This window comes from Bacillus sp. Brlt_9, assembly GCF_051948935.1.
Lineage (GTDB): Bacteria > Bacillota > Bacilli > Bacillales > Bacillaceae_G > Bacillus_A.
The window spans coordinates 201,811-227,661 of sequence record NZ_JAYJLO010000001.1 but is presented as its reverse complement, the minus strand read 5'-3'; the positions used below and the strand labels follow the sequence as shown (position 1 = coordinate 227,661).

28 protein-coding genes, 1 pseudogene and 1 riboswitch are annotated in these 25,851 nt (G+C 34.6%); of the genes and pseudogenes, 5 read left to right on the top strand and 24 right to left on the bottom strand.

Going from position 1 to position 25,851, the window contains the following annotated elements:
* Nucleotides 1–110: 110 nt before the first annotated feature.
* From nrdF to VF726_RS01185, 6 genes and pseudogenes are all read right to left on the bottom strand, one after another.
* Nucleotides 111–1,079 carry a class 1b ribonucleoside-diphosphate reductase subunit beta gene (gene nrdF / locus VF726_RS01210; RefSeq protein WP_440165259.1) on the bottom strand — a complete coding sequence of 323 codons (969 nt, stop codon included), beginning with the start codon at nucleotides 1,077–1,079 and terminating at the stop codon, nucleotides 111–113.
* 93 nt (nucleotides 1,080–1,172) lie between these two features.
* Nucleotides 1,173–2,123: a ribonucleotide reductase gene (locus VF726_RS01205; protein WP_306295567.1), complete on the bottom strand. Its 951-nt coding sequence runs from the start codon at nucleotides 2,121–2,123 to the stop codon at nucleotides 1,173–1,175.
* Nucleotides 2,124–2,505: 382 nt separating this feature from the next.
* Nucleotides 2,506–3,633: pseudogene (locus VF726_RS01200) on the bottom strand (ribonucleotide reductase N-terminal alpha domain-containing protein); the annotation flags it as partial.
* Nucleotides 3,620–3,979, bottom strand: a complete 360-nt coding sequence (nrdI, locus tag VF726_RS01195) for a class Ib ribonucleoside-diphosphate reductase assembly flavoprotein NrdI (protein WP_048526818.1) — start codon at nucleotides 3,977–3,979, stop codon at nucleotides 3,620–3,622. The pseudogene VF726_RS01200 and the gene nrdI, both read right to left, overlap by 14 nt.
* A 476-nt stretch (nucleotides 3,980–4,455) precedes the next feature.
* On the bottom strand, nucleotides 4,456–4,773 hold the full coding sequence (locus VF726_RS01190) for a hypothetical protein (RefSeq protein WP_166704852.1): 318 nt from the start codon (nucleotides 4,771–4,773) through the stop codon (nucleotides 4,456–4,458).
* A 27-nt stretch (nucleotides 4,774–4,800) separates the two neighbouring features.
* Complete coding sequence (locus VF726_RS01185) at nucleotides 4,801–4,995, bottom strand: hypothetical protein (RefSeq protein WP_000344282.1); 195 nt, start codon at nucleotides 4,993–4,995, stop codon at nucleotides 4,801–4,803.
* A gap of 245 nt (nucleotides 4,996–5,240) precedes the next feature.
* Between VF726_RS01185 and VF726_RS01180 the strand changes: the two genes are divergently transcribed.
* Nucleotides 5,241–5,819 carry a GNAT family N-acetyltransferase gene (locus VF726_RS01180; protein WP_440165255.1) on the top strand — a complete coding sequence of 193 codons (579 nt, stop codon included), beginning with the start codon at nucleotides 5,241–5,243 and terminating at the stop codon, nucleotides 5,817–5,819.
* A gap of 35 nt (nucleotides 5,820–5,854) precedes the next feature.
* On the opposite strand, the gene VF726_RS01175 is transcribed toward VF726_RS01180, so the two are convergent.
* A complete protein-coding gene (locus tag VF726_RS01175; protein ID WP_440165253.1) occupies nucleotides 5,855–6,457 on the bottom strand; it encodes a histidine phosphatase family protein in 603 nt (200 codons plus the stop codon).
* A gap of 88 nt (nucleotides 6,458–6,545) precedes the next feature.
* Complete coding sequence (locus VF726_RS01170; RefSeq protein ID WP_440165251.1) at nucleotides 6,546–6,701, bottom strand: hypothetical protein; 156 nt, start codon at nucleotides 6,699–6,701, stop codon at nucleotides 6,546–6,548.
* Between the two features lie 265 nt (nucleotides 6,702–6,966).
* On the opposite strand from VF726_RS01170, the gene VF726_RS01165 reads away from it, so the two are divergent.
* Nucleotides 6,967–7,152, top strand: coding sequence for a YkvS family protein (locus VF726_RS01165; protein WP_001165081.1), 186 nt, complete (start codon nucleotides 6,967–6,969; stop codon nucleotides 7,150–7,152).
* A gap of 55 nt (nucleotides 7,153–7,207) precedes the next feature.
* Here the strand turns inward: VF726_RS01165 and queF are convergent, their stop codons facing one another.
* Genes queF through queC form a run of 4 tightly spaced genes read right to left on the bottom strand, consistent with a single transcriptional unit; the run spans nucleotide 7,208 to nucleotide 9,586 of the window.
* A complete protein-coding gene (queF, locus tag VF726_RS01160; RefSeq protein ID WP_000918895.1) occupies nucleotides 7,208–7,705 on the bottom strand; it encodes a preQ(1) synthase in 498 nt (165 codons plus the stop codon).
* Between the two features lie 18 nt (nucleotides 7,706–7,723).
* The gene (queE, locus tag VF726_RS01155; RefSeq protein WP_048526812.1) at nucleotides 7,724–8,440 is read right to left on the bottom strand and encodes a 7-carboxy-7-deazaguanine synthase QueE; all 717 of its coding nucleotides are present in this window, start codon (nucleotides 8,438–8,440) and stop codon (nucleotides 7,724–7,726) included.
* Nucleotides 8,433–8,924 carry a 6-carboxytetrahydropterin synthase QueD gene (queD, locus tag VF726_RS01150; RefSeq protein ID WP_440165246.1) on the bottom strand — a complete coding sequence of 164 codons (492 nt, stop codon included), beginning with the start codon at nucleotides 8,922–8,924 and terminating at the stop codon, nucleotides 8,433–8,435. Before queD ends, queE begins: the two co-directional genes overlap by 8 nt.
* On the bottom strand, nucleotides 8,924–9,586 hold the full coding sequence (gene queC / locus VF726_RS01145) for a 7-cyano-7-deazaguanine synthase QueC (protein WP_440165244.1): 663 nt from the start codon (nucleotides 9,584–9,586) through the stop codon (nucleotides 8,924–8,926). Before queC ends, queD begins: the two co-directional genes overlap by 1 nt.
* A 93-nt stretch (nucleotides 9,587–9,679) precedes the next feature.
* Nucleotides 9,680–9,723, bottom strand: a riboswitch (PreQ1 riboswitch).
* A 207-nt stretch (nucleotides 9,724–9,930) separates the two neighbouring features.
* On the opposite strand from queC, the gene kinB reads away from it, so the two are divergent.
* Nucleotides 9,931–11,139 carry a sporulation sensor histidine kinase KinB gene (gene kinB, locus VF726_RS01140; RefSeq protein ID WP_270731197.1) on the top strand — a complete coding sequence of 403 codons (1,209 nt, stop codon included), beginning with the start codon at nucleotides 9,931–9,933 and terminating at the stop codon, nucleotides 11,137–11,139.
* An 11-nt stretch (nucleotides 11,140–11,150) separates the two neighbouring features.
* Here kinB and VF726_RS01135 read toward each other — a convergent pair whose 3' ends face one another.
* The 4 genes from VF726_RS01135 to VF726_RS01120 form a co-directional block, all read right to left on the bottom strand.
* Entirely contained in the window at nucleotides 11,151–11,267 is a 117-nt protein-coding gene (locus VF726_RS01135) for a DUF6254 family protein (protein ID WP_000038254.1), read from the bottom strand.
* Between the two features lie 101 nt (nucleotides 11,268–11,368).
* Nucleotides 11,369–11,902, bottom strand: a complete 534-nt coding sequence (locus VF726_RS01130; protein ID WP_087979889.1) for a DinB family protein — start codon at nucleotides 11,900–11,902, stop codon at nucleotides 11,369–11,371.
* A 139-nt stretch (nucleotides 11,903–12,041) separates the two neighbouring features.
* Complete coding sequence (locus VF726_RS01125; protein WP_440165240.1) at nucleotides 12,042–13,736, bottom strand: M3 family oligoendopeptidase; 1,695 nt, start codon at nucleotides 13,734–13,736, stop codon at nucleotides 12,042–12,044.
* A 160-nt stretch (nucleotides 13,737–13,896) separates the two neighbouring features.
* Entirely contained in the window at nucleotides 13,897–14,343 is a 447-nt protein-coding gene (locus VF726_RS01120; RefSeq protein WP_440165238.1) for a MarR family winged helix-turn-helix transcriptional regulator, read from the bottom strand.
* A 194-nt stretch (nucleotides 14,344–14,537) separates the two neighbouring features.
* Between VF726_RS01120 and VF726_RS01115 the strand changes: the two genes are divergently transcribed.
* Nucleotides 14,538–16,034, top strand: coding sequence for a DUF3149 domain-containing protein (locus VF726_RS01115; protein ID WP_440165236.1), 1,497 nt, complete (start codon nucleotides 14,538–14,540; stop codon nucleotides 16,032–16,034).
* Nucleotides 16,035–16,063: 29 nt separating this feature from the next.
* Here VF726_RS01115 and VF726_RS01110 read toward each other — a convergent pair whose 3' ends face one another.
* Nucleotides 16,064–16,345, bottom strand: coding sequence for an aspartyl-phosphate phosphatase Spo0E family protein (locus VF726_RS01110; protein ID WP_000495532.1), 282 nt, complete (start codon nucleotides 16,343–16,345; stop codon nucleotides 16,064–16,066).
* Between the two features lie 398 nt (nucleotides 16,346–16,743).
* On the opposite strand from VF726_RS01110, the gene VF726_RS01105 reads away from it, so the two are divergent.
* Complete coding sequence (locus tag VF726_RS01105) at nucleotides 16,744–17,514, top strand: divergent polysaccharide deacetylase family protein (RefSeq protein ID WP_440165234.1); 771 nt, start codon at nucleotides 16,744–16,746, stop codon at nucleotides 17,512–17,514.
* A 67-nt stretch (nucleotides 17,515–17,581) separates the two neighbouring features.
* Here VF726_RS01105 and cbpA read toward each other — a convergent pair whose 3' ends face one another.
* The 7 genes from cbpA to phnX all read right to left on the bottom strand — a co-directional run bounded on the left by cbpA (nucleotide 17,582) and on the right by phnX (nucleotide 25,841).
* Nucleotides 17,582–18,205: a cyclic di-AMP binding protein CbpA gene (cbpA, locus tag VF726_RS01100; RefSeq protein ID WP_440165232.1), complete on the bottom strand. Its 624-nt coding sequence runs from the start codon at nucleotides 18,203–18,205 to the stop codon at nucleotides 17,582–17,584.
* A 125-nt stretch (nucleotides 18,206–18,330) separates the two neighbouring features.
* A complete protein-coding gene (locus VF726_RS01095; protein WP_048526804.1) occupies nucleotides 18,331–18,960 on the bottom strand; it encodes a class II aldolase/adducin family protein in 630 nt (209 codons plus the stop codon).
* Nucleotides 18,961–19,208: 248 nt separating this feature from the next.
* Nucleotides 19,209–21,509 (bottom strand): NEAT domain-containing leucine-rich repeat protein, encoded by a 2,301-nt coding sequence (locus tag VF726_RS01090; RefSeq protein WP_440166672.1) that lies wholly within the window; start codon nucleotides 21,507–21,509, stop codon nucleotides 19,209–19,211.
* A 420-nt stretch (nucleotides 21,510–21,929) separates the two neighbouring features.
* On the bottom strand, nucleotides 21,930–22,712 hold the full coding sequence (locus tag VF726_RS01085) for a DeoR/GlpR family DNA-binding transcription regulator (protein WP_440165228.1): 783 nt from the start codon (nucleotides 22,710–22,712) through the stop codon (nucleotides 21,930–21,932).
* Between the two features lie 40 nt (nucleotides 22,713–22,752).
* Nucleotides 22,753–23,937 carry a saccharopine dehydrogenase family protein gene (locus tag VF726_RS01080; protein WP_440165226.1) on the bottom strand — a complete coding sequence of 395 codons (1,185 nt, stop codon included), beginning with the start codon at nucleotides 23,935–23,937 and terminating at the stop codon, nucleotides 22,753–22,755.
* Nucleotides 23,934–25,031 (bottom strand): 2-aminoethylphosphonate--pyruvate transaminase, encoded by a 1,098-nt coding sequence (gene phnW, locus VF726_RS01075; RefSeq protein ID WP_440165224.1) that lies wholly within the window; start codon nucleotides 25,029–25,031, stop codon nucleotides 23,934–23,936. Before phnW ends, VF726_RS01080 begins: the two co-directional genes overlap by 4 nt.
* Before the next feature lie 15 nt (nucleotides 25,032–25,046).
* Nucleotides 25,047–25,841 (bottom strand): phosphonoacetaldehyde hydrolase, encoded by a 795-nt coding sequence (gene phnX, locus VF726_RS01070; RefSeq protein ID WP_440165222.1) that lies wholly within the window; start codon nucleotides 25,839–25,841, stop codon nucleotides 25,047–25,049.
* Nucleotides 25,842–25,851 lie beyond the last annotated feature (10 nt).

Sequence of the window (25,851 nt, the reverse complement as noted above, 5' to 3'; positions counted from 1 at the left end):
AACTTTTTCAACAAAAATCGTTATACAAAAATAATAGTGTTATGTAAACAAAACCATAAAGAAAAGCTGTCTTATCAATGAATAAGACAGCTTTTCTTTATGATTATATATTAAAAATTAAACACGAAGTCATCATCAGATAACTTTTCAACGTTCGTCGCTTTTACGTAACCATTTCCTTTTACAGAGAAGAAATCATGGTTTTTCGTATCTGTACGTAAACCATTTAAAACGATTGGGTTAATTTCTTCTTCTTCAAACTTCGGCTCAAGTCCTAAGTTCATAAGTCCTTTATTCGCATTGTAACGAACGAAACGATTTACATCCTCTACAAGACCGATAGAAGTGTAAATTTCTTCTGTGTATGCCATTTCAATTTCATATAGTTCCATTAATAACTCTTGTGTTTCTTTTTGCACTTCTTGTTGATCTTCTGCAGAAAGTTCTGCGAAGAGTTGTTGTGCTAAAATACCGACGAATACGCCGTGAATTGATTCATCACGAATTATTAAGTTAATAATCTCACCACTTGCCGTTAGTTTTCCTTGACCAGCTAAGTAAAGTGGATAGAAGAAACCACTATAGAATAAGTAACTTTCTAAGAACACACTGGCTACCATTGCCATGTATAATTCTTTTTTCGCTACTTCAGGCTTTAATAAACGACGATAGTAACTCGTGATAATGCCAGCCTTTTTCTCAAGTAAAGGATGATTGTCTACCCATTCAAAAATATCATCGATTTCTTCTTCAGTAGCTAACGTTGTGAAAATATGACTGTAACTCTTCGCATGTACTTCTTCCATAGCTCCCATGAAAGCTAATACACTTTTCGCTTGTAAATTTTCAAGATGAACAAGTACAAGAGGCATCCCTTCGCCGCCTTGTTTCGTATCTAAAAGTGTTAAACCACCTAATACACGCTTATAAGCAATCTGCTCTTCTTTTGATAATTGTGCCCAAGTATTTTTGTCAGAAGACACTGCGATTTCTTCTTCTGTCCAAAACTGAGCGATGTTTTGCTTCCAAAACATTAAACTAAAATCATCTTCTTTTTTGTTCCAGTTTACCGCACGCATTCAATCGCCCCTTCTCTAAATAAACATGAAAAATTGATAACTAAGCATGAGCAGGGTTCAGAAAACCCTGCTCATGATGTCTCACTTTTTATATTAAACGGTACAAGCTACGCACTCTTCAACGCTTAACTTACGTGTTCTCGTATAATAAAGACTCTTTAAGCCTTTTTTATGTGCATAGATGTAGTAACGTGCTAATTCACGTGTTGAAATATCACTATTAACGTAAAGAATTGTACTAATTCCTTGGTCAATATGTTCTTGGATTTCTGCGATTAAATCAATTAATTTAAACTGATTCATATCGTAAGAAGATTTATAGTACCAGAACGTATCTTTTGATAAATACGGCATTGGATAATATGTTGTTGCATTCGCATACGTTCTTGATTCAATTTGACTTACGATCGGCATTACGCTTGAAGTTGCATTTTGAACGTAACTGATAGATTGTGTTGGAGCGATAGCAAGACGGTATGAATTATATAATCCATTCTTCTTCACTTGCTCTTTTAAACTTGTCCAATCTTCTTTTGTCGGAATATGAATTCCTTCAAATAGTTGCTGAACTTTTTCAGTTACTGGGCTGTAATCTGTCGTTTCGTACTTTTCAAAGTATGTGCCATTCGCATAATCAGACTTATCGAAGTCTTTAAATGTTTCGCCTTTTTCTTTAGCGATTTCCATACTTTTCTCAATCGAGTAGTAATTTAACATCATAAAGAATGTACGAGCAAACTCTTTCGCTTCAGCACTTTCATATGCGATTTTGTTTTTTGATAAATATCCGTGTAAGTTCATTGCGCCAAGTCCAACTGAATGAAGCTCATCATTCGCTTTTTTCACAGTTGGTGCATTCGGAATGATCGTCATATCAGAAACAGCTGTTAAAGCTTCCATTCCCGCATGAACGGCTTCACGAATTTCTTTATTCTCCATTACATTTACGATATTTAACGATCCTAAGTTACAGTTAATATCGCGACGAATGATATCATCTGTACCGTAATCATTTATTTCTGAAGTTTCTTGCAACTGGAAGATTTCTGTCTCGAATGTTCAACTGAGTTCGCTACTCCTCAGTCCGTTGCTCAAGCAACTGCTGTATGTCACCATACAGGACAGACTATATCATCACCTGCAGCATTACCTGATTAGGTGCTCCGCTTTTCGAACGCCAATCGCTTGCGCTCTACTCCCATAAGGGATAGTCGTTAGGCTTTTACTTATCTTAATACTTCAGAAAGTCTCTTATTACTTTATGGTGTCCCATCACTCTGCTATACAAAATAATAAGATACATTCTGAACTTTTATATTTTCATTCTAAGATAAGATTTAGCACGGTAGGTTACCTCAAATTTGAGGCTTTCCCCGTTTAACGGAGTTTTCGACTAGCATTTCTACTAGAAGGTGCTACATATTTAACACAAGTTCGACATCTTCACAGTTCCAATATCCTTCAGTGGATGTTGGTTATTTGCATTTGATTTAAACATTAAGTACGGATAACCAGACTCAAGTTGAATCATAGCAATTTTAATAAGCATATCACGTGCACTAATATCTAGCGGCTTCTTCTTCACTTTCGGATTGCTCATTAATTCATCGTACATTTCATCGATATCAATATCATCTAAATGCTTGCCATATTCTTTATACACCGTATAAGGCGCGAAAACATGGAAAGGTTCGTTTTTCTCAGCAAGCTCAAAGAACTTACTTGGAACGATAATTCCGATTGATAGAGACTGAATACGGCTCTTCTCATCGGCATTTATTTTTTTTGTATCAAGGAATTCAATAATATCCCAATGGAAAATGTTTAAGTATACTGCCCCGGCACCTTTTCGTTGGCCAAGTTGATTCGCATATGAAAACGAATCTTCAAGCAATTTCATAACAGGTACTACACCACTTGCTGCGTTTTCGATACCTTTAATTTGCTCACCGCGTGCGCGTAGCTTAGATAAGTTTAAAGCTACTCCTCCGCCGATTTTCGATAATTGCATTGCAGTATTAATGTTAAAGCCGATTGAATTTAAGCTATCATCCATCTCTAACAAGAAACAAGACACCATTTCTCCTCTTCTGCTTCGTCCCGCATTTAAAAAGGTTGGTGTCGCTGGTTGGTAGTTTTGTTTTACAATCATGCTTGCGAAGTGTTTTGCCTTCGCAACATCACCGCGTCCTAAGTATAATGAAACAATTGCTACACGATCTTCATAGCTTTCTAAGTATTGTTTTTGATCATTTGTTTTTAACGCATAATCTTTGTAGAACTTAGATGCTGCCATATAAGATTGGAACTCGAAGTTTTCACCATAAGCGATGTTATATACCTCTTCTACTTCCTCCAAGCTATACTCGTCCAGAACGTTGTAATAGTAATCATGTTCTTTCATATACTCCATTCGCTCTGCCACGCTATTAAAATGAACGGTATTCTCTCTAGCTTCTTCCATAAAGACTTCTAATGCCTCTTTATCTTTATGAAGCTGATAAAAACCGTCCTGCATTTGCGTGATTTCATTATTCAGTTCAATGTGTCGCAATCTCCCGCACCCTTTCCTTAAAATATTCTACATCGTTATTTGTTCCTGATAACTCAAATTTTGATACAATAGGCACTTCATATTTAGCAGAAATTTTGTCAGCACTTGCACCGAACATGTCTCCCCAGTTACGATTGCCGCTTGCAGATACGCCTTTTAATTTTTCATTATTGCGCTCTAAAAATTCTAAAACACGTTCTGGTACATTGCCAAAACCTGTTGTATACGTAATTAAAACAAAGTCTTCATCTATTACTAGATCTTCACCAATTTGAACGGCCGGCATATTTAATTTGTGAATGAAACGCTTCACGTTTCCTGTCATAGAATCATATGCAACTAACATTTCCGACCCTCCCTCTCCAATCTATACTCTCTGTATGTTGTTTCTTGATTTCTCTATATATTGTATTACGTTTCAAAATAAGACACAAGATATATGTATAAATTCTTTCTTTTTTTAACTTTTACTTTTCGACAAGACAGTCGATTTTTTTCAATACAATGACTATGAAACAACATTCTAAAACTCATGTCAATAAAGTGCTTTTCAAAAAAGTTGTCAACGAATTTAACCTTATTTTTAAAAAAGTTACCAATATATTTTGTCATAAAACGGCAAATGCTGGAGGAATATATTTCTCCAGCATCACGCAAAAAAGAACAGACATGAAACGATAATCTGTTCTAAAAAACGATTACATTTATCAATTTTAGTTTATTAAATATTATACATATACTTTCGGTTCGCGTTACATACTAAAAGATAACTATTATAGAAAAAGATTATTATTATGGAAATTCAATTTATTTATGAAAAGATTATTCAGAGTGCTCAATGCGCAAAATATCTTTTACAAATATATGATGTGGATTTTCATCTTTATCAATCATTGTACATACAGGAGCCTCTTCATCAAAGTACACAATCATTCCTTCTACGTACTGATATGTATGTTGAACTTGTACAGTTACTTTAATTTCTACAGCCTCTTCATATGCTCTTTTTATTTTCTGGAGCATTTTTGTTGAACACTTGCGTTTCTCTGGATACATGACCATCCCCATAAACCTATTGCCCGCTCTATCTTTCCACATATAATCCCAATGCGGTAATATGCCTTGTTTAAAATCGCCCATAATTCTCCTCCCCTATAATTCTTCTAGTTACGAACGTGGCGTTTCTGAATATGTATAAATGACCTGTCCGCCGCGCTGTGCATTCCCAATAATATGTTTAAAATCTTCACGACTAACTACAACTTTCCTGAACGTATAAAATACATCTTTCGTCGCAACATACTCCTTTATTTCACCATTTTTCAGCTGATCCAAAATTGCATTTGCTAATTGTTCATCCATGTATTTCACCTCTATGCAATATTTTATTTTATCGTATATTCTATAGGTCAACAACTGTAAAATTATCCAGGTGCTATACCTTCATTTCATTTTCATTATTTCGCAAACGATATCACTTTACTATATGTCCACTAAATATCATATACTAACATAGCTACTTCTCTATATCAATCATTTCGACATTCAATTATGCAAAGTTCCATACCACTATGCTACAATATATAAATAGAACTAGGAGGGATACTATGATTCGGAAAGCAAAAAAGACAGATGCGAAACTGGTAGCACCTTTATTGTATAACGCTCTGCATGAAATTGCTGAAAAAATCACAGGTAGCACAGTTGAGACAGAAGTATTACTAGGACTTGAAACATGGTTCTCAAAAGAGAGAAATCGACTGAGCTATGAAAACTGTTTTGTATATGAGCAAGACGGGGATGCAGTTGGAGTTATTGTCGCTTATCACGGTAGCGAAGCAACAACGCTTGATGCACCAATTGTACATCACTTAAGAGAATTACATAAAGATAAATCAATTACGTTAGAAAAAGAAGCTGAGCTTGATGAATATTACATTGATACATTATCAGTTTCAAGTGCATATGGCGGAAAAGGAATCGGTTCTAAATTAATTGAAGCTGCTGAAATCCATGCAACCGAAAAGGAGCATGAAAAAATCGCATTACTTGTCAATTTAGAAAACAAACGTGCCTATTCACTATACGAAAAACTAGGTTACAAAAAAGACCAAATTGTTATGCTCGTAGGCGAACCTTATGCACATCTCGTAAAACCATTAAACATCAAAATTTCTATATCTTAAAAAGAAAGCACACGATTTATATACATCGTGTGCTTTTATGTTAAATTCGTATTTAATACATTTCCATTCATCGCCTCGTGAAACGTATATGTTGTACATCCCCATGGCTCTCTGTGCAAAATAGGTGCACCAGACCACCCCATCGCTCTCAGTTCCGCACCAATCATTACATTCACATAATTATGACCTATAAGAGCAACACTTCCATGTACGAGAGCGTAACGGTGTAACAAGTAAGCTGCTTGCTTTGCTCTCTCCCTTACTTGCTTATAAGACTCAACATTTTTATGGTAACCAAGTATCCATACTGCTCGTCCGATAAACATCCATACGTTAGGTTTACACTTCAACCATTTTGGAGCATAAAAACTCTTCGGAACTTCAGCTTCCCTAAAAAGAGAATTTTGCATAAAAGATAAAGAATCCACTAATTCAGCTGCTGACTGTACAGCACATCTTTGATCACTCGTTACAATCAATTTTGCTGCTTCAACCGCTTCCTTTGTTTCCATTGGTATAGGTGCTTTTTCTGTTATAGTATGTAAGTCATATCCTTTCATCCATTCATGAAAGGATGTAACCGTCATTGGTTCTATAGTACGATCTAAGCGACCATGACGAATAAAAGAAATCTTCATTCTCTTCACTCTCCATTCATCACTTACGAACTCTATTATGTACTATTTTTACATATCATACCACGCAAAAAAAGAAAGTTATACAGCTTTACATATCCCCGCCACTCTCATACGTGAGCCCAGCATGTACGCCATCCATCCCATCAAAATATGTAGTCGTTTCATGATGACGAATCTTTTTTAAATGTATATAAGAATATAAAAACAAAGTTAACGCTATAACACTCCCCACAAATTCAAACATCATTTTACCGCCTCTAATTTCTCCTACTTTAGTAGGTTATTGTATATTTTTTTATTATACCCCTATATAAAGATGTCTGCATTTAAACCGTTCTTTTTTCTATTAACATGGCGTTCTTGCATATTTTCTTACAAAATGTGAATATTTTTCGAATTTTTACTTTGGAAACATTTACAAACTGGACAATATGGTTCAAAATAAGAGGAAATAAAAAAAAAACCAAAATTATTCTTTTTTGGGAAAACTGTAACAAGGAGAGTTGCTTATGCAGATCGCAGAAACTGGAGATATCATTGAATTTAAAGGTGGAATGCAAGGCCGTGTTCAAAAAGTAAATCAAAACTCCGTTATTGTAGATATAACAATTATGGAAAATTTTAGAGAACTAGATATGGAACCTCTTACAGTTGTAAGTCATAAAAACTATACTGTCATTAATCAAAATGCATAATATAATAGAAAGAAAGGATCTGTATGGCATACAGATCCTTTCTTTCTATTATATATTAACGATTATCAATTGTTTCTGGATATAAATCATGGTTCATCATGCGGTAGTCTGCCATTTGTTCATACTTCGTTCCTGGGCGACCGTAGTTGCAGTAAGGATCAATTGAAATCCCTCCACGTGGTGTGAATTTCCCCCATACCTCAATGTAACGTGGATCCATTAATTTAATTAAGTCATTCATAATAACGTTCATGCAATCTTCGTGGAAGTCACCGTGATTGCGGAAACTAAATAAATATAGCTTTAAAGACTTACTCTCTACCATTCTTTGTTCTGGAATGTAGCTAATATAAATTGTTGCAAAATCTGGTTGGCCTGTTTTCGGACATAAGCTTGTAAATTCAGGACAATTGAATTTAACAAAATAATCACGGTTTGGATGATTGTTATCAAATACCTCTAAAATTTCTGGGCTATATTCAAATAAATATTTTGTATTTTGATTTCCTAATAATGTTACATCTTTTAAATCTTCATCTAATCTTCCTGCCATTTTAAACATCCCTTCTCATTATACTCCGCGTTTATTTCCCCATACTAACGCATGAAGCTGCGGCAATACTTTTGCATTATTCATTTCTTTACAGTTAACCGCTTTTTCAATAAGCCACTCATACTTATCTAATAGCTTTTTAATCAACATTGCATCATCCACAGTTTTTGTATCATCATTCCCTACTTGTAAGAAGAATGGTACATCTGGATAACGTTCATGCATCTTAACTGCATACTCGAAGTCATAATCGTCAAATACTACTACCTTTAAACTAATATCTTTTCCTGCTAGTTTCTGAATTACATCATCTAACTTCTGAAAATCAGTATTCATTGCCGAGCTTGGTGGTTTTGGAGAAATCGTTATCTCATCAATTTGAAGTAACCAATCTTGCCATTTACTCCCTTGCGTTTCGATTGCCGTTCGCATTCCATTCTCTTTTAATATAGAAAGGAGAAACTCAATATTTTTCAGCAATGCCGGATTTCCACCTGAAATCGTAACATGAGAAAAATTTTCTCCACCAATTTCTACAAGCTCATTCCAAACGTCCTCTGCTGTCATCTGTCTAATTTGATCTTTAGCCGATCCATCCCACGTAAAAGCAGAATCACACCAAGCACAGCTATAATCACAGCCAGCTGTACGGATAAACATCGTCTTTTGTCCTACAACCATTCCTTCACCTTGAATAGTCGGACCAAATATTTCTAAGACAGGGATTTTACTCATCGAGCATCCACTCCCGTCTTACTTCCGCATAACTAGTTGGCGTCTCGAAAAGACGAACAAATTCAACACGAGCTCCTTTATATTCGTTCTCACGATTATCTTTTATTAATGCTTCTGCCATCTTCTCGTAAATCCAAACGACCATATTTTCAGCAGTCGTATTCATCGCTGGTAACGTTTCGTTTAAATAACGATGGTCTAAATAAATTTCTATTTCATTCTTCCAAATTTCTTTTATATCTCCAAAGTCAATCGCAAGACCTATCTCATTTACATATCCACTAATCCCAAATACAACTTTATATGTGTGACCGTGTAAGTTTTTACATTTCCCTTCATAACAGTGTAAATGGTGTGCTGCATCAAATGTAAATTCCTTGCTGACCATTACTCTTTTATTATGATATTTAAGCTGTTTACGCTGAATATCCTTGTCCATTTTTTGCAAATTTTCTACGATGCGAAATCCAAAGAAATTATCCATTAGTTACTCGCTCCTTCGCGTTCTTGTAGGTACGTATCTAATCCTGCTTTACGAAGTTGACATGCTGGACATTCACCGCAACCATCACCAATGATTCCGTTATAACATGTTAATGTTTTTTCTCTAACAAACTCAAATGCACCAAGTTTATCAGATAATTTCCATGTCTCCGCTTTATCAATCCACATAAGTGGTGTATGAATGACAAACGGATAATCCATAGATAAATTTAATGTAACGTTTAATGATTTCACAAATACGTCACGGCAATCTGGATAACCACTAAAATCAGTTTCACATACGCCCGTTACAATATGACGTGCTCCCACTTGTTTTGCTAATACAGCAGCAAATGATAAGAATAGTAAATTTCGTCCATCTACAAACGTCGATGGCAATTCACCTTCTTCATGTGTAATCTCCATATCCGTTCTCGTTAACGCATTTGGAGCAAGTTGATTTAATAGACTCATATCTAGCACCGTATGTTTAATTCCTAGCTCATTTGCAATTTCCGCCGCACAATCAATTTCTAACTTATGACGTTGATTGTAATTAAACGTTACAGCTTCAACTTCTGCAAACTGCTCTATTGCCCAAAATAAACATGTCGTACTATCTTGTCCTCCACTAAAAACAACAACTGCCTTTTCTTTTTTCATTTCACTCATTCTCCTTCTCTACTACGAATAAGAAGAAAGAACGTTCTTGAACTGTCACAATAAAAAAACAAAACAATACCTAAAGATATTGTTGTTTCCATAGTTTTTTATAGAGGGAGTTCGCGAACCTCTCCCGCGCATTGCACGGAATTCCTTCTTTCATTGACAAAGCTTATTGTAACATATTGTATACTACCAGAAAAAATTTCTGATTTTTCCGCTATTTCTCATTTCATTTCTTTCATTTTATAGTATGATTAATTTAATATGAGAAGAGAGGAGGCATCCCACTGAAATCCTTTATTATTTATCTCTTTTTAAATATATTATTCATCCTTGTTACAATGCTCGTATACCATTTATTTTGGAATCAAAAAGGGAAACGCTCTCCTAAATTAAATTCAGCTATATTTATTGTATTATGTTGCCTCGTTACTATACTATGTATCACTTTCGCAGCAAAAACAGATTATGGATTTCAATTTGATATGCGTCATATCGTATTAGTTGTCGGTACATTAACCGGAGGTCCTATTGCCGGTGGATCAATATTAGTGGTATTAAATATATACCGCTTCTTATTAGGAGGAATAGGTGTTTTCCCATCGCTTATCGGTTCTATCCTTCTATTTATTGTTCTACTATTTACATACAAATTTTTCAATCGAACTTCTAATCGTATAAAAATAATACTTGCTATTATCTACAGTCTCACATACGGATTTAGTTGGATACCTTTCTTCCTTTCAAAGGTTACAAATAAGGCTGATTATATACCACATATTATTGTGTATGAGTTATGTACGATACTTGGTACCATCCTTATTTTATATTTATTACACATATTACAAACTCAAGTTCGTCTACAAAACGAACTTATGAATGCTGAAAAATTTCATTTAATTGGTGAAATGGCAGCATCCATCTCTCATGAAATTCGCAACCCATTAACTTCAACGAAAGGATTTTTACAACTTTTACAATCAGATACATGCACTGAGCAAGAGCGAAAATTATATATCGACATAGCCATCAACGGAATCGAACAAGCAAACCACGTTCTTACAGATTATTTAACCTTTGCAAAACCAAGTATTGAAAAAGAACAAAGATTACAGTTAGAAGAAGAACTATTACATGCATTATCGCTAATTACACCGCTTGCTAATTTAGCAAATGTGCGTACTCATTATATAAAGCAAAGTACTTCTTTTTTTATCGCGGGAGAAAAACAAAAACTAAATCAATGCTTGTTAAATATTTTAAAAAACTGCATTGAGGCCATGCCAAAAGGCGGTGATCTTTATTTCACATTAGTTCCTGATCATAAGCATATTCAATTATATATAAAAGATACAGGAGTTGGCATGGATCAAGAACAAGTAAAACGCCTTGGATCCCCTTTCTACTCAACAAAAGACAAAGGGACTGGTCTTGGAATGATGGTCGTATTCAGCGTTGTGCAAGCTATGAATGGAAAAATTGATATTATAAGTGAAAAAGGTACCGGTACAACCTTCTTATTAACTTTTCCACTCATACAAAAAACGTGATGAGTATTTCATCACGTTTTTTCTGTTCCTTCAACCAATTCAGCAAAAGCTTTCACTTTTCCATGTGGTTTTTGATTTTCTTTACGTGCTTTCCACGCGCGCTCTTCTTCTTTCTTTTTCTTGGACATACTTTTCAACTCCTTCTTTTCTTTCTCCATGTAGTATTCCAAAATAAGAAAGAAAACTATGCACGTATCAAAAAAAGAAGTGGTCTCCCACTTCCTTCTGATTATCGTTGCAAAATTGCGTGTTTCGCCTCTTTTAACTGCGTAAGATGTCTTTGTTCATGCAAATCAAGAAATTGAACCCACTGATACAAATTCAAATCATTAAAAATAGGATGCTTTAATCCATTTTCAAATAGATCTTTTTCATCTATCACACTATGAAGCGCGTGTAATAGTTCTTGTCGTGAATGTTCTAGTAATTGGATTCCTTGCTGTTTTTTCATTAACGTTTCTGTTGGTTGCATTTGCTGAGGAGCTTCTCGTTTATATGTGCGATCAAGCGTAAGTTGGAGGTCTTTAAATGGAGTCGTGTTTCTTTCATTTTTTTGTAAAGCATATACAAGGGCAGACGTCACTGATTGTTCAACTAAATGCAAGTGATGCAAAATTTGAATAATACTCCATTTATCACGGCGTGGCTTTACATTCACTTCTGTATCATTTAACATTTCAATTTCTGATAATAGCGTGCTTCGAGTAGACTGTAATGAGTTCACCAAACTTTCTAAACTCACATCCATATTAGATTGAAGCATACTTCTTTCCCCCCTTTTTGTTGGTGAAAAGAGGTGCTCCATATTAGAAACACCTCTTTAGTATTCTGAATTTTCTTTTATTATCTCATCATTTTCGCTTTATGTCGATGTTAAACATGTGAAAAAAAGCGCATGTTTTTTACAATTTTGTGTCGTCAATTGCATGTAGCCACGCTTCAATTTCTGTAATAACACTTTTCACACAACCTTCAGCAAATGGAGATGTTAAATTTGCAATTTCTACTAATTCTAAGAATGATTTACTTCCACCTTGTTGGCATAGATTCACATAATCTTCCCAAGCCTCTTGTCTATTATCTCTTGCACGTTTCCAAAATTGCAGTGCGCAAATTTGTGCTAACGTGTAATCGATATAGTAGAACGGCGAGCTATAAATATGCCCTTGACGTTGCCAGAATCCACCGCGCTCTAAATAATCATTATCTTCATAATCACGATGCGGCAAATACTTTTTCTCTATATTACGCCATGCTGTCTTACGCTCTTCTGGTGATGCTTCAGGATTTTCATATACATAATGTTGATACTCATCAACAGATACACCATACGGTAAAAACAGAAGTGCTGAACTTAAGTGAGAGAAGTAATATTTATCTGCATCTTCTTCAAAGAATAGCTTCATCCATGGCCATGTGAAGAATTCCATACTCATAGAGTGGATTTCACACGCTTCATATGTTGGCCAATTGTATTCTGGAATTTCAAATTTACGACTTTCGTACACTTGGAAAGCATGGCCCGCTTCATGTGTTAATACGTCAATATCGCCAGATGTTCCGTTAAAGTTTGAGAAAATAAACGGTGCTTTATAATTCTCAATATATGTACAATATCCACCGCCAGCTTTTCCTTTTTTCGCAACTAAATCTAATAAATCATTATCTAACATGAAATTGAAAAATTCATCTGTTTCAGCCGATAACTCTTTATACATCGTTTTCCCATGATTAACAATCCAATCCGCATCTCCTTTTGGAGTTGGGTTACCTGTAGGGAATTCAAAGTTTTCGTCGTAATACGCTAACTTCTCTACACCGATGCGTGCTTGTTGTCGTTTTCTTAATTCCGTCGTAACAGGAACGATATAATCTAGCACTTGCTGACGATAATTCGCCACCATTTCCGCATTATAATCTGTGCGGTACATTCGTGCATATCCAAGTTCAACAAAGTTTTTGAAACCTAAAGATTTTGCGATTTTCGTTCTTACTTTAACAAGCTCGTCATAAATACGATCTAACTCTTCCTCATTCTCAGCTAAAAATCCGTAATATGCTTCACTTGCTGCTTTACGTTCACTTCTTTCTTTCCCTTGCATAAATGGAATAAGCTGCGATAATGTTCTTTCTTCTCCTGCAAAGTCAATTTTTGCAGATGCTAATAACTGCGTATATTGTGAAGACAATTTATTCTCTAATTGTAAATCTTTCACGACTTCATCAGAATATGTTTTTAAATCACACTCCGCAAGAGCAAATAATTGCTTCCCATAATACGCTTCTAATTCTTCACGGAATGGCGAATGAATTAACGCATTATAATACTTTGTACCATATCCTTGTACAACTGGAGAGTATTCATCAAAGAAATCTTGCTCTTCCTTATAAAAAGCATCTGTCGTATCAACAGAATGGCGAATGTAACAAAGATTCCCCATTGTACCGAAGTCATTGCGAATTTCGTTAATTGAATTGATGACTTGTTTTTGTTCTTCTACAGTTTTTGCGTTATCAAACTTCTCTAAAGCAACCGTAAACTTCTCTTTTAATTCTTCAATATTTGGCCGTTTATATTCATAGTCTTTAAATGACATGAACGAGCCTCCTCTCCATTATGTGCATCCTTACTATTATTCAATGCTTACTTACAAATCTCCTCTTATTCTTCAGCAAAATACGGCATATACTGTCATCATTACATGTAAACAAAAAAGCTTTGGATTTCTTTATCCAAAGCTCCTTTGGAACATATTATTACCTTTCATACTTTCCAATCTTTTTTAATAGATCAAGTAATTCATCCTTTTCCTCTTTCGTTAACATTTCAAACGACTGATGTATAACTTGCTCATGCCCTGGAAAAATAGAAGCAATAAAGTTCTCTCCAGACTCAGTTAATTGTGCATAAATAACACGTCTGTCATTCGGGCACGGAATTCTCTTTACTAGTCCCTTTTTCTCCAGCTTATCTACAACGTATGTAATGCTGCCACTAGCGATTAAAATACGCTCACCAATTTGCTGAAGTGGTTGACCACCTTTATGATATAGCAGTTCTAATACAGCAAATTCTGTTGGATTTAACCCGTTACTTTGTATAGATTTATTTGTAGTATCCATAACAGAACGATGTACACGAGATAATGCAATAAATACTTTTAGAGATTGAGAAATATCTTCTCGTTCATTATTTGATGTCATACAACTTTCAACCCTTCACTTAAATTCTCAGTAATAAAAAGAAAAAATAGTTTAATACTTCATGTAATTTCCGAATGAGTATTCACTCATTCATTTCCTCTCCCCAAATATATTATGAATGATTCTTGAATAAAAACATGACAATTTTAACATAGTTTATATATAATGATAATAAAAAAGAAGGAGTACCAAATTTGAAAGTCAAATTCCACAGCATAGTTCTATATATAGTGCTTGTTATCCTACCAACGATAGGGATTGGTGCTACATTTTATTCCTATCATTCGTATAAAATGAAGCAGGAAAACAAACTATCTGCTCACACGGTTCTCTTTTTATATAGAGACTATTTAGATCATCACCTTGGTGAAGCAATTTCTGCATTAGAAATGCTCTCAAAGGTCGTAGGAACCGAGACTGGAAATATAAATGGTGTGAAACAAATTGTACATGAGACAGATGGAAACGATGCACGTTTTTCTGGGTTATATTATGCTACACCAGAAGGCATCATTACAATCGCATCCGAAGGCGACCGACCACCTGTTGATGTCTCAGATCGCAAATATATTCAAGACGCATTACAAACGAAGAAAACAACTGTATCATCAGTCATTACAGATCGTGTTCTTGGACATCAAGCTATTATGATTGCTTCTCCCATCTTCAATAAACAGAAGGAACTATCAGGCTTATTGTTAGCAAGTTTACGCTTTGACTACATTTCATCATCTTTAAATGCCATTAAGCCGCAATACCATTTTGAAGTAACTGATAAACATGATGTAGTTTTTCTAACTGATGATAATAACGAAACAAGTGATGCGCATTCTAATATGCTTACTACCCCACTTCAAAGATTAAATTGGAAGGTCTCTGTTTCTCCATTACCTATCCATCAAAAAACTTTATACCAGTGGGTTGCAATAGAGTGTATAGCTACTTTATTTTTAATGTCTATTTTATTTTTACTGGCTCAATATATGTTGTTAAAACGGCAAACTAAACTAGAAAGACAACAAAATGAACTACAAAAAATTGAATTAGTTGGAACTTTTGCAGCTAGTACAGCCCACGAAATCCGTAACCCTCTTACCGGAATTAAAGGGCTCGTCGCTCTATTAAAAGAGAAATATAAAGATGAACAAGATCAGTTCTATTTTTCCATCATCGAACAAGAAATAGAACGGATTAATGAAATTGTAAGTGAATTTCTTATTCTTGGAAAGCCAACTGCTATCATTGAACAAACATATGATGTGAGAAACATTCTAAATGAGGTAGCATTAATTATTCAATCTGAGGCGAATCTACATAACATTGTATTCCATTTACATTTGCCAGACCACCCTGTTCATATCCGCTGTTCAAAAGACCATATGAAACAAGTGGTTTTAAACATTACAAAAAATGCAATTGAAGCCATGACCTCTAGTGACACACTAACTATTTCCGTGACAAACAATGAAACACACGCACAATTGCAAATTATAGATACTGGAAAAGGGATTCCAAAACATATTCAAAAACACCTCTTTCATCCGTTCTTTACTAATAAAGATACTGGAACAGGTCTTGGACTTGTCATATGTAAACGAATTGTAGAGATGTACAATGGGCATATTTTTATTGATAGTATAGAAAACGAAGGAACGACAGTTCATATCGAAATCCCGTTACACATAGTATAATTATCCTTATCACAAAAGGGTAATTATACTTATTTCATAAAACCAGCCACAAGCATTCGCCAAAAATTACTCGATTTCCCTTCATACCCAATTTGAAAAATAGGTACCTTTATAATGGATAACCATTTTGGTGTTTGCTTTTCTTTATAACACTGGTACTGTAAAATAAGCTTGTCCAATTCTTGACTAACTTGAATTGTCTCCATACTATTTAACCCGCTCGTTAAACCTAATTGAATCATTTCTTCACGTTTCATATGAATATCACGTGAAAGCTTTTCTAATGTGTACTTCCTTTTTACAGTAAACATTCATATCCCCCTTATTATACTTCCATGCTCTCAACTTCACTTCGCCATTGACCTTTTAACTACTTAATCATATTTGAATTTGAAGAATCAGAAAATTTAACATTTTCTCCCTGTAATTTACAAATCTTTACCCTCACTTTGAGAATTATTACAAATTATTCTATCTTTGTAAATACATTCGCAATAATAGACATTTTTTTCATCTTCTTTTTTTACAAACACCAATTAAATAGCGGATTCTCTATTTTCCATATACTTTTCTTCGACATTTTTTGTTTAATTTATATAAAAAAGCAAAACATAATGATGATTGATAAAGTACAAATTTAATCATTGGGGATTTTGTTCATTCCTTAATGCCCACACATAGTGGGATAAAATAGAAAGGGAATATTTATATGCGCAAATATACGATTGCTTTGCTTATGTTTACGATGTTCTTACCATCCCTCTTGTTTCCTGTTCAAGCAAAAGCTCATACAAACAAAGTAGCTATTGTCATTGATGACTTCGGCAATAATATGAAGGGGACTGATAAAATGTTATCACTTCCTATTCCACTTACTGTTGCCGTTATGCCTTTCCTTCCTTCTACAAAGGAAGATGCGATAGCAGCTCATAAGAAAGGGCACGAAGTTATTATACATATGCCAATGGAACCTATTAAAGGTAAAAAAGAATGGCTGGGACCAAAAGCAATTACGACCGATTTAAGCAACGAAGAAATAAATAACCGACTCGAACAAGCGATTCAAGAAGTACCACATGCAATTGGGATGAACAATCATATGGGATCAAAAGTGACCGCGGACGAAAGAATTGTACGACTTATACTTACGGCTTGTAAAAAACACGGTTTATTTTATTTAGATAGCAAAACAAACCCTAAGAGTATCGTCCCAAAAATCGGGAAAGAATTAGGAGTACCAATTATTGAAAACCAATTATTTTTTGATGATGTGTACACAGCGGCACACATTTCAAAACAAGCCCAATTACTCATTAAAAAGATTCAAGAGAAACCGATTATGGTAGCTATCGGACACGTTGGGCCTCCAGGTGAAATTACATCACGTGTTATAGAAACTTCTATTCCTAACATTCGTGAACATGCAGATTTTATTTTTTTATCGGATTTAGCATTATCTCCACCTCCTGTTTCAAAATAAGATCCATGACTCAAACTAAAAAAGAGAGCAATCTGCATATAGCAAATTGCTCTCTTTCCTCTTCACCTTAAATATAATCTACATGACTCACCCTGAATCCTTTTTTCTCTATTTTTTCGATTAATTGCTTTAATCTTTTTTCATTTAACTCATCTGTTATATTTACAATAACGCGGCGAATATATTGATCACCGTTATCTAGCGTAAATAGTCCACCGATATGAAATGCTTTCAGCAATGTCCCAAGTTCTTTAATCGTTCCCTTACAATCTTGTGTTGCAATTGTTAATATATAACCACCCGTCCGCATACCGAATGAATCTTCAACAACATCAAATATATTGGAATGCGTTAAGATACCGACAAATTCATTATAATCATTTAGTACAGCTAAAAACGGAAGACGACGAATAACATAAAATGCCCTGAAAAAAGAGTCCTTTTCAAAAATAAATGCAGCGGAATCCTCCAGCATATGTTCCGTACTTAATTCCTCTAATCCGCTATTACACTTCTTTTCTAAAAGATCTACTTTATAAATAATCCCCATGAATTTCTTTTCATCTTCTGCTAATACAGGGATTGCTCGAAATCCCGTTTCATTCATAATTTGCAGAGCCTTTTCACCTGAATCGTTCATGTTACAAAATGTTACTTGCTGTTTTGGCAGAAAATGATATTTAACTCGCAAAATATGTTCCTCCTTACATGTCAACATGTAATCTATATATAATAAGGAAACCTATATTTTATGAGTAAATTAATTTTTAAAACGCTTTCATTTTTTTATTAACTCGTAACGACATCATAAACATTTTATATAACAGAGCTCTTTGCACCCTTTATCATTAACAACTTTACATGATAATTCATTAAATATTCTATACCCTCTAGCCATTTTTTCGCGTATTCTGGAGTTTTTCCCCACACGATCATGCCGTAATTATGAACGAGAACTACTCCTCCACCTTCAATAAAATTCGGCACTTTATTTTCTAATAAATCAGCGAATTTTTTCTCATCTTCTACAATAGGAATTGTCATTTCTGTTATACCTTCTTTTCCAAAAACACGTTCCACGCTACGCTTATCGAACGTTACTTCTCCTATTTCTCCATACAACTCTGATATTAAATGACTATCTACAGTTTGCACTTGTAAAATACATTCTGCACTACTTTTTTTATAAATATCTGCATGCATAAATGATTCGACAGCTGGTTTTTCTTCATTTTCAAATACTGGCTCACACATACAATTTACAACAATAAAATCCTCTTCTGAAAATAACCCTTTATCTCTTCCCTCAACGTTTACTAAAAAAGTTAACGGCTCTTTTGACGTACAGAGTGATAAACTAATCTTTGTACCATAAAACCAATCACGAAGTGCCAATTCAGATTTCACATCTTTTAATTCATTCCATTTCTTTAGAAAAAATAACATTTCGTCACCCCCGGCGTAATATTTATATAATGTTCGAATCCTTTCTATGTAAAAGGAATATTTTTTGATTATTCTAAAAATTTAATTGAATTATCACATGAGAACGCTTTTTTGTCAATATAGTTTCACAGCTCTTCTTTAAAATGGGCTATTCATATGTCTATACTTCTGTCTATTGCCTATTTCATTTTATACATAAAAAATACGCTATTCTTTTTCAATCAAAGAATAGCGTATTTTCTCATCTTTTATTTCGTTATTGCGTTATATAAAAACTGTGCATATTGTTCACGTGTTACGAAATCATCACCTAAAAAGTTTCCGTTTCCATCACCTTTTGATATATTATTATCCGCTAACGTTTTCACATAACCCTCTGCCCAATGACCAGTTGGTACATCTTTAAAGTTCACTTTATTATTTCCATCTTCTTTTAACTGAAATACTTTATGCAATACTACAGACATTTCATATCGAGTTAATACTCCATCTGGACGAAACTCCCCAGTACCATCGCCTTGCATAATGCCAGCTTGCGCAACTGTAGCAATATCTTGCTCAAACATATGCCCTTTCGTATCTGTAAATCTCTCTTTCTGCTCTACTTTATTTTCTAATTTCAAGTACCTTTGTACTAAAGACGCAACTTGTCCACGAGTAATACTATCTCCAAATCCAAATTGTCCGTTTCCATATCCCTTGAAAATATTTTCTTTCGCTAAATAATTAATTGCTTCTTCTGACCAATGTCCTTTTGGTACATCTTTAAATTCCACTACTTCTACTTTTTCATCTTCTTTAGAAGTGTTATCCCCTTTACTTTCTACCACATTTTGAATGACTGATCCCGTAAAGAAGATTCCTGTATCCGCAAACGGATCTTTCACACCAAATTCATATACTTTCTCACCTGGTGTACTCCACTTAACTGCATCGTTACTATACGTACCACCTTCGCTCTTCAAACGAATTTTTGTAGAGATTTTACCATCTTTTTCATATACAGGTACTTTTATTTCTTTATTTACTTCTGTATCCTCTAGAAAGACCTTTTGGTTTTGAACATTAATATAAGCTTTCTTACTTAGTTCTATTACTGGCCTAACATCACGGATTTCATTTGCAACAAAACTTAAATATACTAACTTATTCAACTTACTAACTGGCGATAAGTCTGAAATATAATTTGCCTCTAAATCAAGTTTTTGTAAGTTTACTAGATTTGATAATGGCGTAATATTCTTTAACTCATTATTAGGTAAGTGTAATTGTTTTAACTGTGTCATCTTACTTAGAGGAATAACATCTTGTATTTCATTTTTCCCAATCCACAATTCTTCTAATTGCTTCATTTGCTCAATGCCGGATAAATCTTTAACTTTATTACGTGTTAATACTAAGTCTGTTAAAGGTAATGAATATAACGGTTTAATATCTTCAATTTGATTACCAGCTAAAGTTAAGTATGTTACATTTTTTAACGCGCTTAATGGAGCAACATTAGTAATTTTATTATTTGCTAAATTCAAGTAACCTAGTTGTTCCATTTTCGCTAATGCTGTTACATCTTCTATTTGGTTGCCCGATAGATATAAGCTTTTTACATTTTTCATTTCAACTAATGGTGCAACGTTTGTAATTTTATTATTACTCAAATCAAGAGATTCTAAATTATCCATCTTAACAAGTGGCGTTACATCTGAAAATTCATTACCACGCAAAGCTAAATGATTTAATTGCTTTAAGTTTGTAAAGAACGACGGATCTTTTATCTTGGCATTCGCAACTGTTAAAGATTTTAAATTTGGCATATATTTCAATGCACTATAATCAAGTATCTCATTCGTATTTAAAAACAAGTCATTTACTTGTAATAACTCTTCTTTCGTAATTGGTGTATTTACATCTTTTCTATTAAATACTTTTTTGTTAACAAGTTCTCTTAGTTTCTTATCTGTTATCATATTTTGACTATCAACCGGAGTATCCGTTTCCGTATTGCCTGAATTAGAGTTATCATCTGGTTTCTCCGCTTCTTTGTCACCTACAGTTGGATCTTTAATTTCAAATTGAACTTGATATTTGTGATCATATCCAATAGCCGGAATAAGTATATGCATTTGCATATTATGCTTCTTCTCAAACTCGCCAATTTCAAATTGAACTACTTTCGTTCCATTCTTCCTCTTATCTTCTGACAAAACTTTCACATCATGAAATACACCAGGCTGGTTTCTATCTTCTATTCTAAGATATTGAAAATAATCGCTATCTTGCATTGTTACAGTAACAATTTTTTTCCCAGCTGCAATCGTTACTTTAGGATCTTTTATATATTGAGAAACCATAGATGGCTCATCTTTTTGATCCTTATATATTTTAATCTCAGTATCGTATGTACGTTCACTAGCTGCTACCACCGACTGATTTGCTTCAGCTTTTAGTGCTGCTAATGCAGGAGTAGAGTATGCAGCAAATGGAATTGCTAATGTTGTCGCTACTACTAGCGCCTTCAAATAATTTTTTTTCAAAATAATATCCCCTATCATATATAATCTTTGTAATTGATAATTTTTATCAATTACCCACAAATAAATGATAATGAATCTCATTATCATTGTCAATGAGAATATTACATTTAATTTATATTTTTAAAGGTGAAAAATAAAAAAGCCCTTTATTCAAAGGGCCTTTTTACCTATCGTATGAAGAATTTCACTTTTTTCTTTCTCATTAATTACACCGATTTTTTGCAAAATATTTGCGTACAATACAAGTTTATTATAGATCCGTTCTGACATACTTCCCCCTTCTTTCCTTCGACCAACTTTTTTTGTATTGGTAAATTATATGAAGAAGATACGAAAATGTGTCCACTTTTTGCATAAATGCAAATCTTTTATTTTACGACTTGCAGACAATAAAACTCCCACCTAAAAATGAGGCGGGAGTTTAGATGCTTTCAATTTTTAACAAACTGTCCACTGAATATTATGCTTCTTAATTTCTTCTTCAAAACTGTATGGCATTTTTTTATCACAAATTACATGTTGAATACGTGAAAATGCTGCTATTCGGTAATTTCCTTTTACCCCTACTTTTGTATGATCACATAAAATATATGTTTTCTCCGCTAATTTCATCATCGCTTCTGACAGTTTTGCCTTTTCTAATTCAAAACTAGAAACCCCAAAACCAGGTAACAATCCATCAATCGAAACGAATGCTTTATGAAAATGAAATTGCTGGATTACTTGCTGTGAGATAGATCCTGACACACGTGAATGCTTTGGAGATACTTTTCCACCAATAAATAAAACTTCACCGTGAAACATCTTTTTATTAATAGAAGAAATTAATTGTGTTGCTACTGGAAATGAACTTGTTACAATCGTTAAATTTTTACGATGAACGAGATATGGCACCATTTGAAGTGGTGTACTTCCATCATCAATTGCAATCACATCTCCATCTTCCACAAACGTTGCTGCTTTATACCCAATTCTCTTCTTCTCTTCTATATGCAGCATCTCTCGTTCTAACATTGGTGCCTCTATTCCAGCTCCCGGAAGTTGGACGGCTCCACCATACACTTTCTTCAACTTCTTTTCACGATCCAATTCTTCTAAATAACGACGAATTGTCTCTGTTGATACAGCAAACTCTCTCGCTAACTCTGAAACTTTTACTTTCCCTTTAAACTCTACCTTCTCAAGAATGGTTCGCTTTCTTTCTTCACCTACTACAGACATAGCCTCACCCCATTGATTTCTACCTCATAAACTACCTTACTTATACAAAGTTATAACTTTCCTTTTCAGTGAAAATTTCTTCATGAATATGAATACCACGCTTTTTTAGTTCATCAAAAATAATTTGTGGTTTGACAAAAGCTTCCTCAGGTGTCACAACACCAACTTGATTTACATTCCCTTTTGCGATTAACTCTGTAGCAATCCCAAATGGAATACCGACGTTTCTCGTATAAGCTCTTAATTTTTCCCATCCTGCAACAGATCCATCAGATAACGGGTGTGTATGATATAATACGTACCTTTGTTTCTCATTATTTTTCATACCTATTACTTCTACATGAAGTGCATAACCGTAAATTTCTGTTTCTTGTCCTTCTTCCGATTGCAATAAATACTTCGAGATACAATCCATAATACCGATTGCTTTCCCATTTATTTCAACTTGATCATTACGCAATATACCATAATCATATAAAGCACGTACGAGCTGCATATTTTGCTTTGGCCAAGTTCCTCTCGTCTCTATCAGCTTGACGCCTTTATTTTCTAGTGCCTTCGCTAACGTAATCGTTTCAGAGTGCGGGATTATATACTGCGTTGCCTTACCATAAGGCGCCGGTAATTCAATTTCTCTCGGACGCGCAAACGGAGGTACTTGCTTAAACTCACCATCTTCATACACTGTACGCGATGGTAAATGTGGATCATATTCATATGTCGTTGTTTCTGTAATTGATGCAGAAAAAGCAATCGGACGATACGAACCGTGACTGACACGAACTGATTCTACAGTATCTAACTGATTAGCTGCATGCATTGCCATCATTTGTGTTACACCTGGCGTCATACCAAAACCAGGTAAACACGTTTTTCCGTTTTGAGCAAATATAGAATGAGATTCATTCTCTTCACCAAATCCATTCAAATTCACACCGTGACAACCTGCTTCTGCAATACATCGAGTGGATAATCCATTTAACTTAATTGTCGTACCATCCATTACAATGTCATAGCCTTTCATTTTTGCAACCGTATCCTCGTGGTTCGTTACGTCTACTTTCACAAAATCTACGCGAGGATCGTTGAGCCATTCTACTACTTTCAGTGCCTCTTCTTCATTAAAATCCGCTACTGTAATCGTCTCAAAAGATGAAAATTGTACTAAATCTAAAATTGCTTCACGACAAATTTTACCTGCTCCACCTAAGCAAAATACTTTCAACCTATAACAACTCCTTTAGCGATACTATCAACTAAGCAATTAATATCTGCCTCATGTACATCACCGATATTTCCAATACGGAATGTATCTACTTTTGAAATTTTACCTGGATAAATAACAAATCCATCACGCTTTAATTCATCATATAACTGCCCAAAATCAAACCACTCTTCTGGATAAATGAAGGATGTAATAATAGGCGATTGATATTTCTCATCTACTAGTGGCTTGAATCCGATTGCTCTCATTCTATTTACTAATAGTTTTTGATTATTATAATATCGATTGTAACGTGCTTCTACTCCGCCCTCTTTTTCTAATTCAAGTAGTGCTTGATAAAAAGCGTGTACAACATGTGTAGGTGACGTAAAACGCCATTTCCCATTTTGATTTTCCATCGTTTCCCACTGATCAAATAAATCTAATGATAATGAACGTGCCTGCCCTTTACATTTCACCAATTCATCGCGCTTTGCAATAACAAAGCCGAACCCAGGAACACCTTGGATACATTTATTCGCACTACTAATCAGAAAGTCAATTTGCAACTCCGCGATATCTATTTCAATACCACCAAAACTACTCATTGCATCAACTAGTGTTACTTTTCCATATTGCTTTCCTAATTTACATACATCTACAATTGGGTTGATAATACCTGTTGTTGTTTCACAATGAACAACTGCAATATGTGTAATCTCTTTATCTTGTTGTAATATCTTTTCTACTTCTGTAATATTAGTAGGCTCCCATTCTTCCGTTTGACTAACCACCACATCTATATGTAACATCTCTGCCATTTGTACAATTCGCTTACCGTACGCACCATTTGTACAAACGAGCAGTTTTCCATTTTTAGGAATAACAGAACCAATTACTGCTTCAACTGAGAACGTACCGCTTCCTTGCATGAGAACAGTCGTATATTTCTCTTCCTCTTTCGTTGCTAACGATACAAGTTTAGCTCTTACATCTTGCACCATCGTGTTATATTCAGCATCCCACGTACACCAATCGTATAACATAACTTCTTTTACCGTTTTTGTTGTCGTTAATGGTCCTGGTGTTAATAATAAGTAGTGATTTTCAGTCATGGTCCTATTCCCCTTTTATGAAATAATAAGTTCTTGTTTTTCGATATGTTCCATTACGCTTTCGAGTTCCTGCATCGTTTCTATCGTAAAGTGCGCCCCATTTTCAACGAAACGATTGCGAACTACTTCTATTTTTTCACGAAGTTCTGCCGAATCCATATTCTCCACTTCCTCTTCAGTTAAACCGAGCTCGCTACTGCCAAGAATTACACCAACTGTCCACATTCCAGCATTTCTTCCCTCTTTCATATCTGATACCGTGTCTCCAATTTTCATCATATGATTCATCGGATATACGCCAAGTTCCATCGCATTCTTATAGCACATCCACGGATATGGACGACCCGCCGGAACATCATCTGGCGTTACAAGAAAATCAGGTTTATATCCTTGTAGTGCTGCTTCTTTTGCTACAATGTCCATCATTTCTTTCGTATAACCAGTCGTTGAACCAATTTTAATTCCTCTTTCACGTAAAGAAGCAATCACTTCTTTTACTCCGTTAATCGGCGACGCATAACGCGGTAAGATAGCGAAGAGAATCTCTTCAAATTCTTCATACATCTCATGAATGTCTGCTTCTGTTGGTAATTGTCCGAAAACACGATGCCACTCACTCGCAATACGAGGCATCTTTGTAAGTGCCCTTACATGATCAATTTTTAATAACCCCATTGGCTTACGAGCTTCTTCTGCTGTAATCTCAACACCGCGTTTATGGAAGATCTCCATAAATACTTCCAACGGTGCAAAACATCCGTAATCAACTGTCGTACCTGCCCAATCAAAAATAACTGCTTCTATTTTCATTCAATCCATC

Excerpts from the sequence above, each read along its gene's own strand:
- nrdF (WP_440165259.1), bottom strand. The coding sequence starts at position 1,079 with ATGCGTGCGGTAAACTGGAACAAAAAAGAAGATGATTTTAGTTTAATG.
- nrdI (WP_048526818.1), bottom strand. The coding sequence starts at position 3,979 with ATGTTAGTTGCATATGATTCTATGACAGGAAACGTGAAGCGTTTCATT.
- VF726_RS01190 (WP_166704852.1), bottom strand. The coding sequence starts at position 4,773 with ATGGGCGATTTTAAACAAGGCATATTACCGCATTGGGATTATATGTGG.
- VF726_RS01185 (WP_000344282.1), bottom strand. The coding sequence starts at position 4,995 with ATGGATGAACAATTAGCAAATGCAATTTTGGATCAGCTGAAAAATGGT.
- VF726_RS01180 (WP_440165255.1), top strand. The coding sequence starts at position 5,241 with ATGATTCGGAAAGCAAAAAAGACAGATGCGAAACTGGTAGCACCTTTA.
- VF726_RS01175 (WP_440165253.1), bottom strand. The coding sequence starts at position 6,457 with ATGAAGATTTCTTTTATTCGTCATGGTCGCTTAGATCGTACTATAGAA.
- VF726_RS01170 (WP_440165251.1), bottom strand. The coding sequence starts at position 6,701 with ATGTTTGAATTTGTGGGGAGTGTTATAGCGTTAACTTTGTTTTTATAT.
- VF726_RS01165 (WP_001165081.1), top strand. The coding sequence starts at position 6,967 with ATGCAGATCGCAGAAACTGGAGATATCATTGAATTTAAAGGTGGAATG.
- queF (WP_000918895.1), bottom strand. The coding sequence starts at position 7,705 with ATGGCAGGAAGATTAGATGAAGATTTAAAAGATGTAACATTATTAGGA.
- queE (WP_048526812.1), bottom strand. The coding sequence starts at position 8,440 with ATGAGTAAAATCCCTGTCTTAGAAATATTTGGTCCGACTATTCAAGGT.
- queD (WP_440165246.1), bottom strand. The coding sequence starts at position 8,924 with ATGGATAATTTCTTTGGATTTCGCATCGTAGAAAATTTGCAAAAAATG.
- queC (WP_440165244.1), bottom strand. The coding sequence starts at position 9,586 with ATGAAAAAAGAAAAGGCAGTTGTTGTTTTTAGTGGAGGACAAGATAGT.
- kinB (WP_270731197.1), top strand. The coding sequence starts at position 9,931 with ATGCTCGTATACCATTTATTTTGGAATCAAAAAGGGAAACGCTCTCCT.
- VF726_RS01135 (WP_000038254.1), bottom strand. The coding sequence starts at position 11,267 with ATGTCCAAGAAAAAGAAAGAAGAAGAGCGCGCGTGGAAAGCACGTAAA.
- VF726_RS01130 (WP_087979889.1), bottom strand. The coding sequence starts at position 11,902 with ATGCTTCAATCTAATATGGATGTGAGTTTAGAAAGTTTGGTGAACTCA.
- VF726_RS01125 (WP_440165240.1), bottom strand. The coding sequence starts at position 13,736 with ATGTCATTTAAAGACTATGAATATAAACGGCCAAATATTGAAGAATTA.
- VF726_RS01120 (WP_440165238.1), bottom strand. The coding sequence starts at position 14,343 with ATGACATCAAATAATGAACGAGAAGATATTTCTCAATCTCTAAAAGTA.
- VF726_RS01110 (WP_000495532.1), bottom strand. The coding sequence starts at position 16,345 with ATGTTTACTGTAAAAAGGAAGTACACATTAGAAAAGCTTTCACGTGAT.
- VF726_RS01105 (WP_440165234.1), top strand. The coding sequence starts at position 16,744 with ATGCGCAAATATACGATTGCTTTGCTTATGTTTACGATGTTCTTACCA.
- VF726_RS01095 (WP_048526804.1), bottom strand. The coding sequence starts at position 18,960 with ATGTTATTTTTTCTAAAGAAATGGAATGAATTAAAAGATGTGAAATCT.
- VF726_RS01090 (WP_440166672.1), bottom strand. The coding sequence starts at position 21,509 with ATGATAGGGGATATTATTTTGAAAAAAAATTATTTGAAGGCGCTAGTA.
- VF726_RS01085 (WP_440165228.1), bottom strand. The coding sequence starts at position 22,712 with ATGTCTGTAGTAGGTGAAGAAAGAAAGCGAACCATTCTTGAGAAGGTA.
- phnW (WP_440165224.1), bottom strand. The coding sequence starts at position 25,031 with ATGACTGAAAATCACTACTTATTATTAACACCAGGACCATTAACGACA.
- phnX (WP_440165222.1), bottom strand. The coding sequence starts at position 25,841 with ATGAAAATAGAAGCAGTTATTTTTGATTGGGCAGGTACGACAGTTGAT.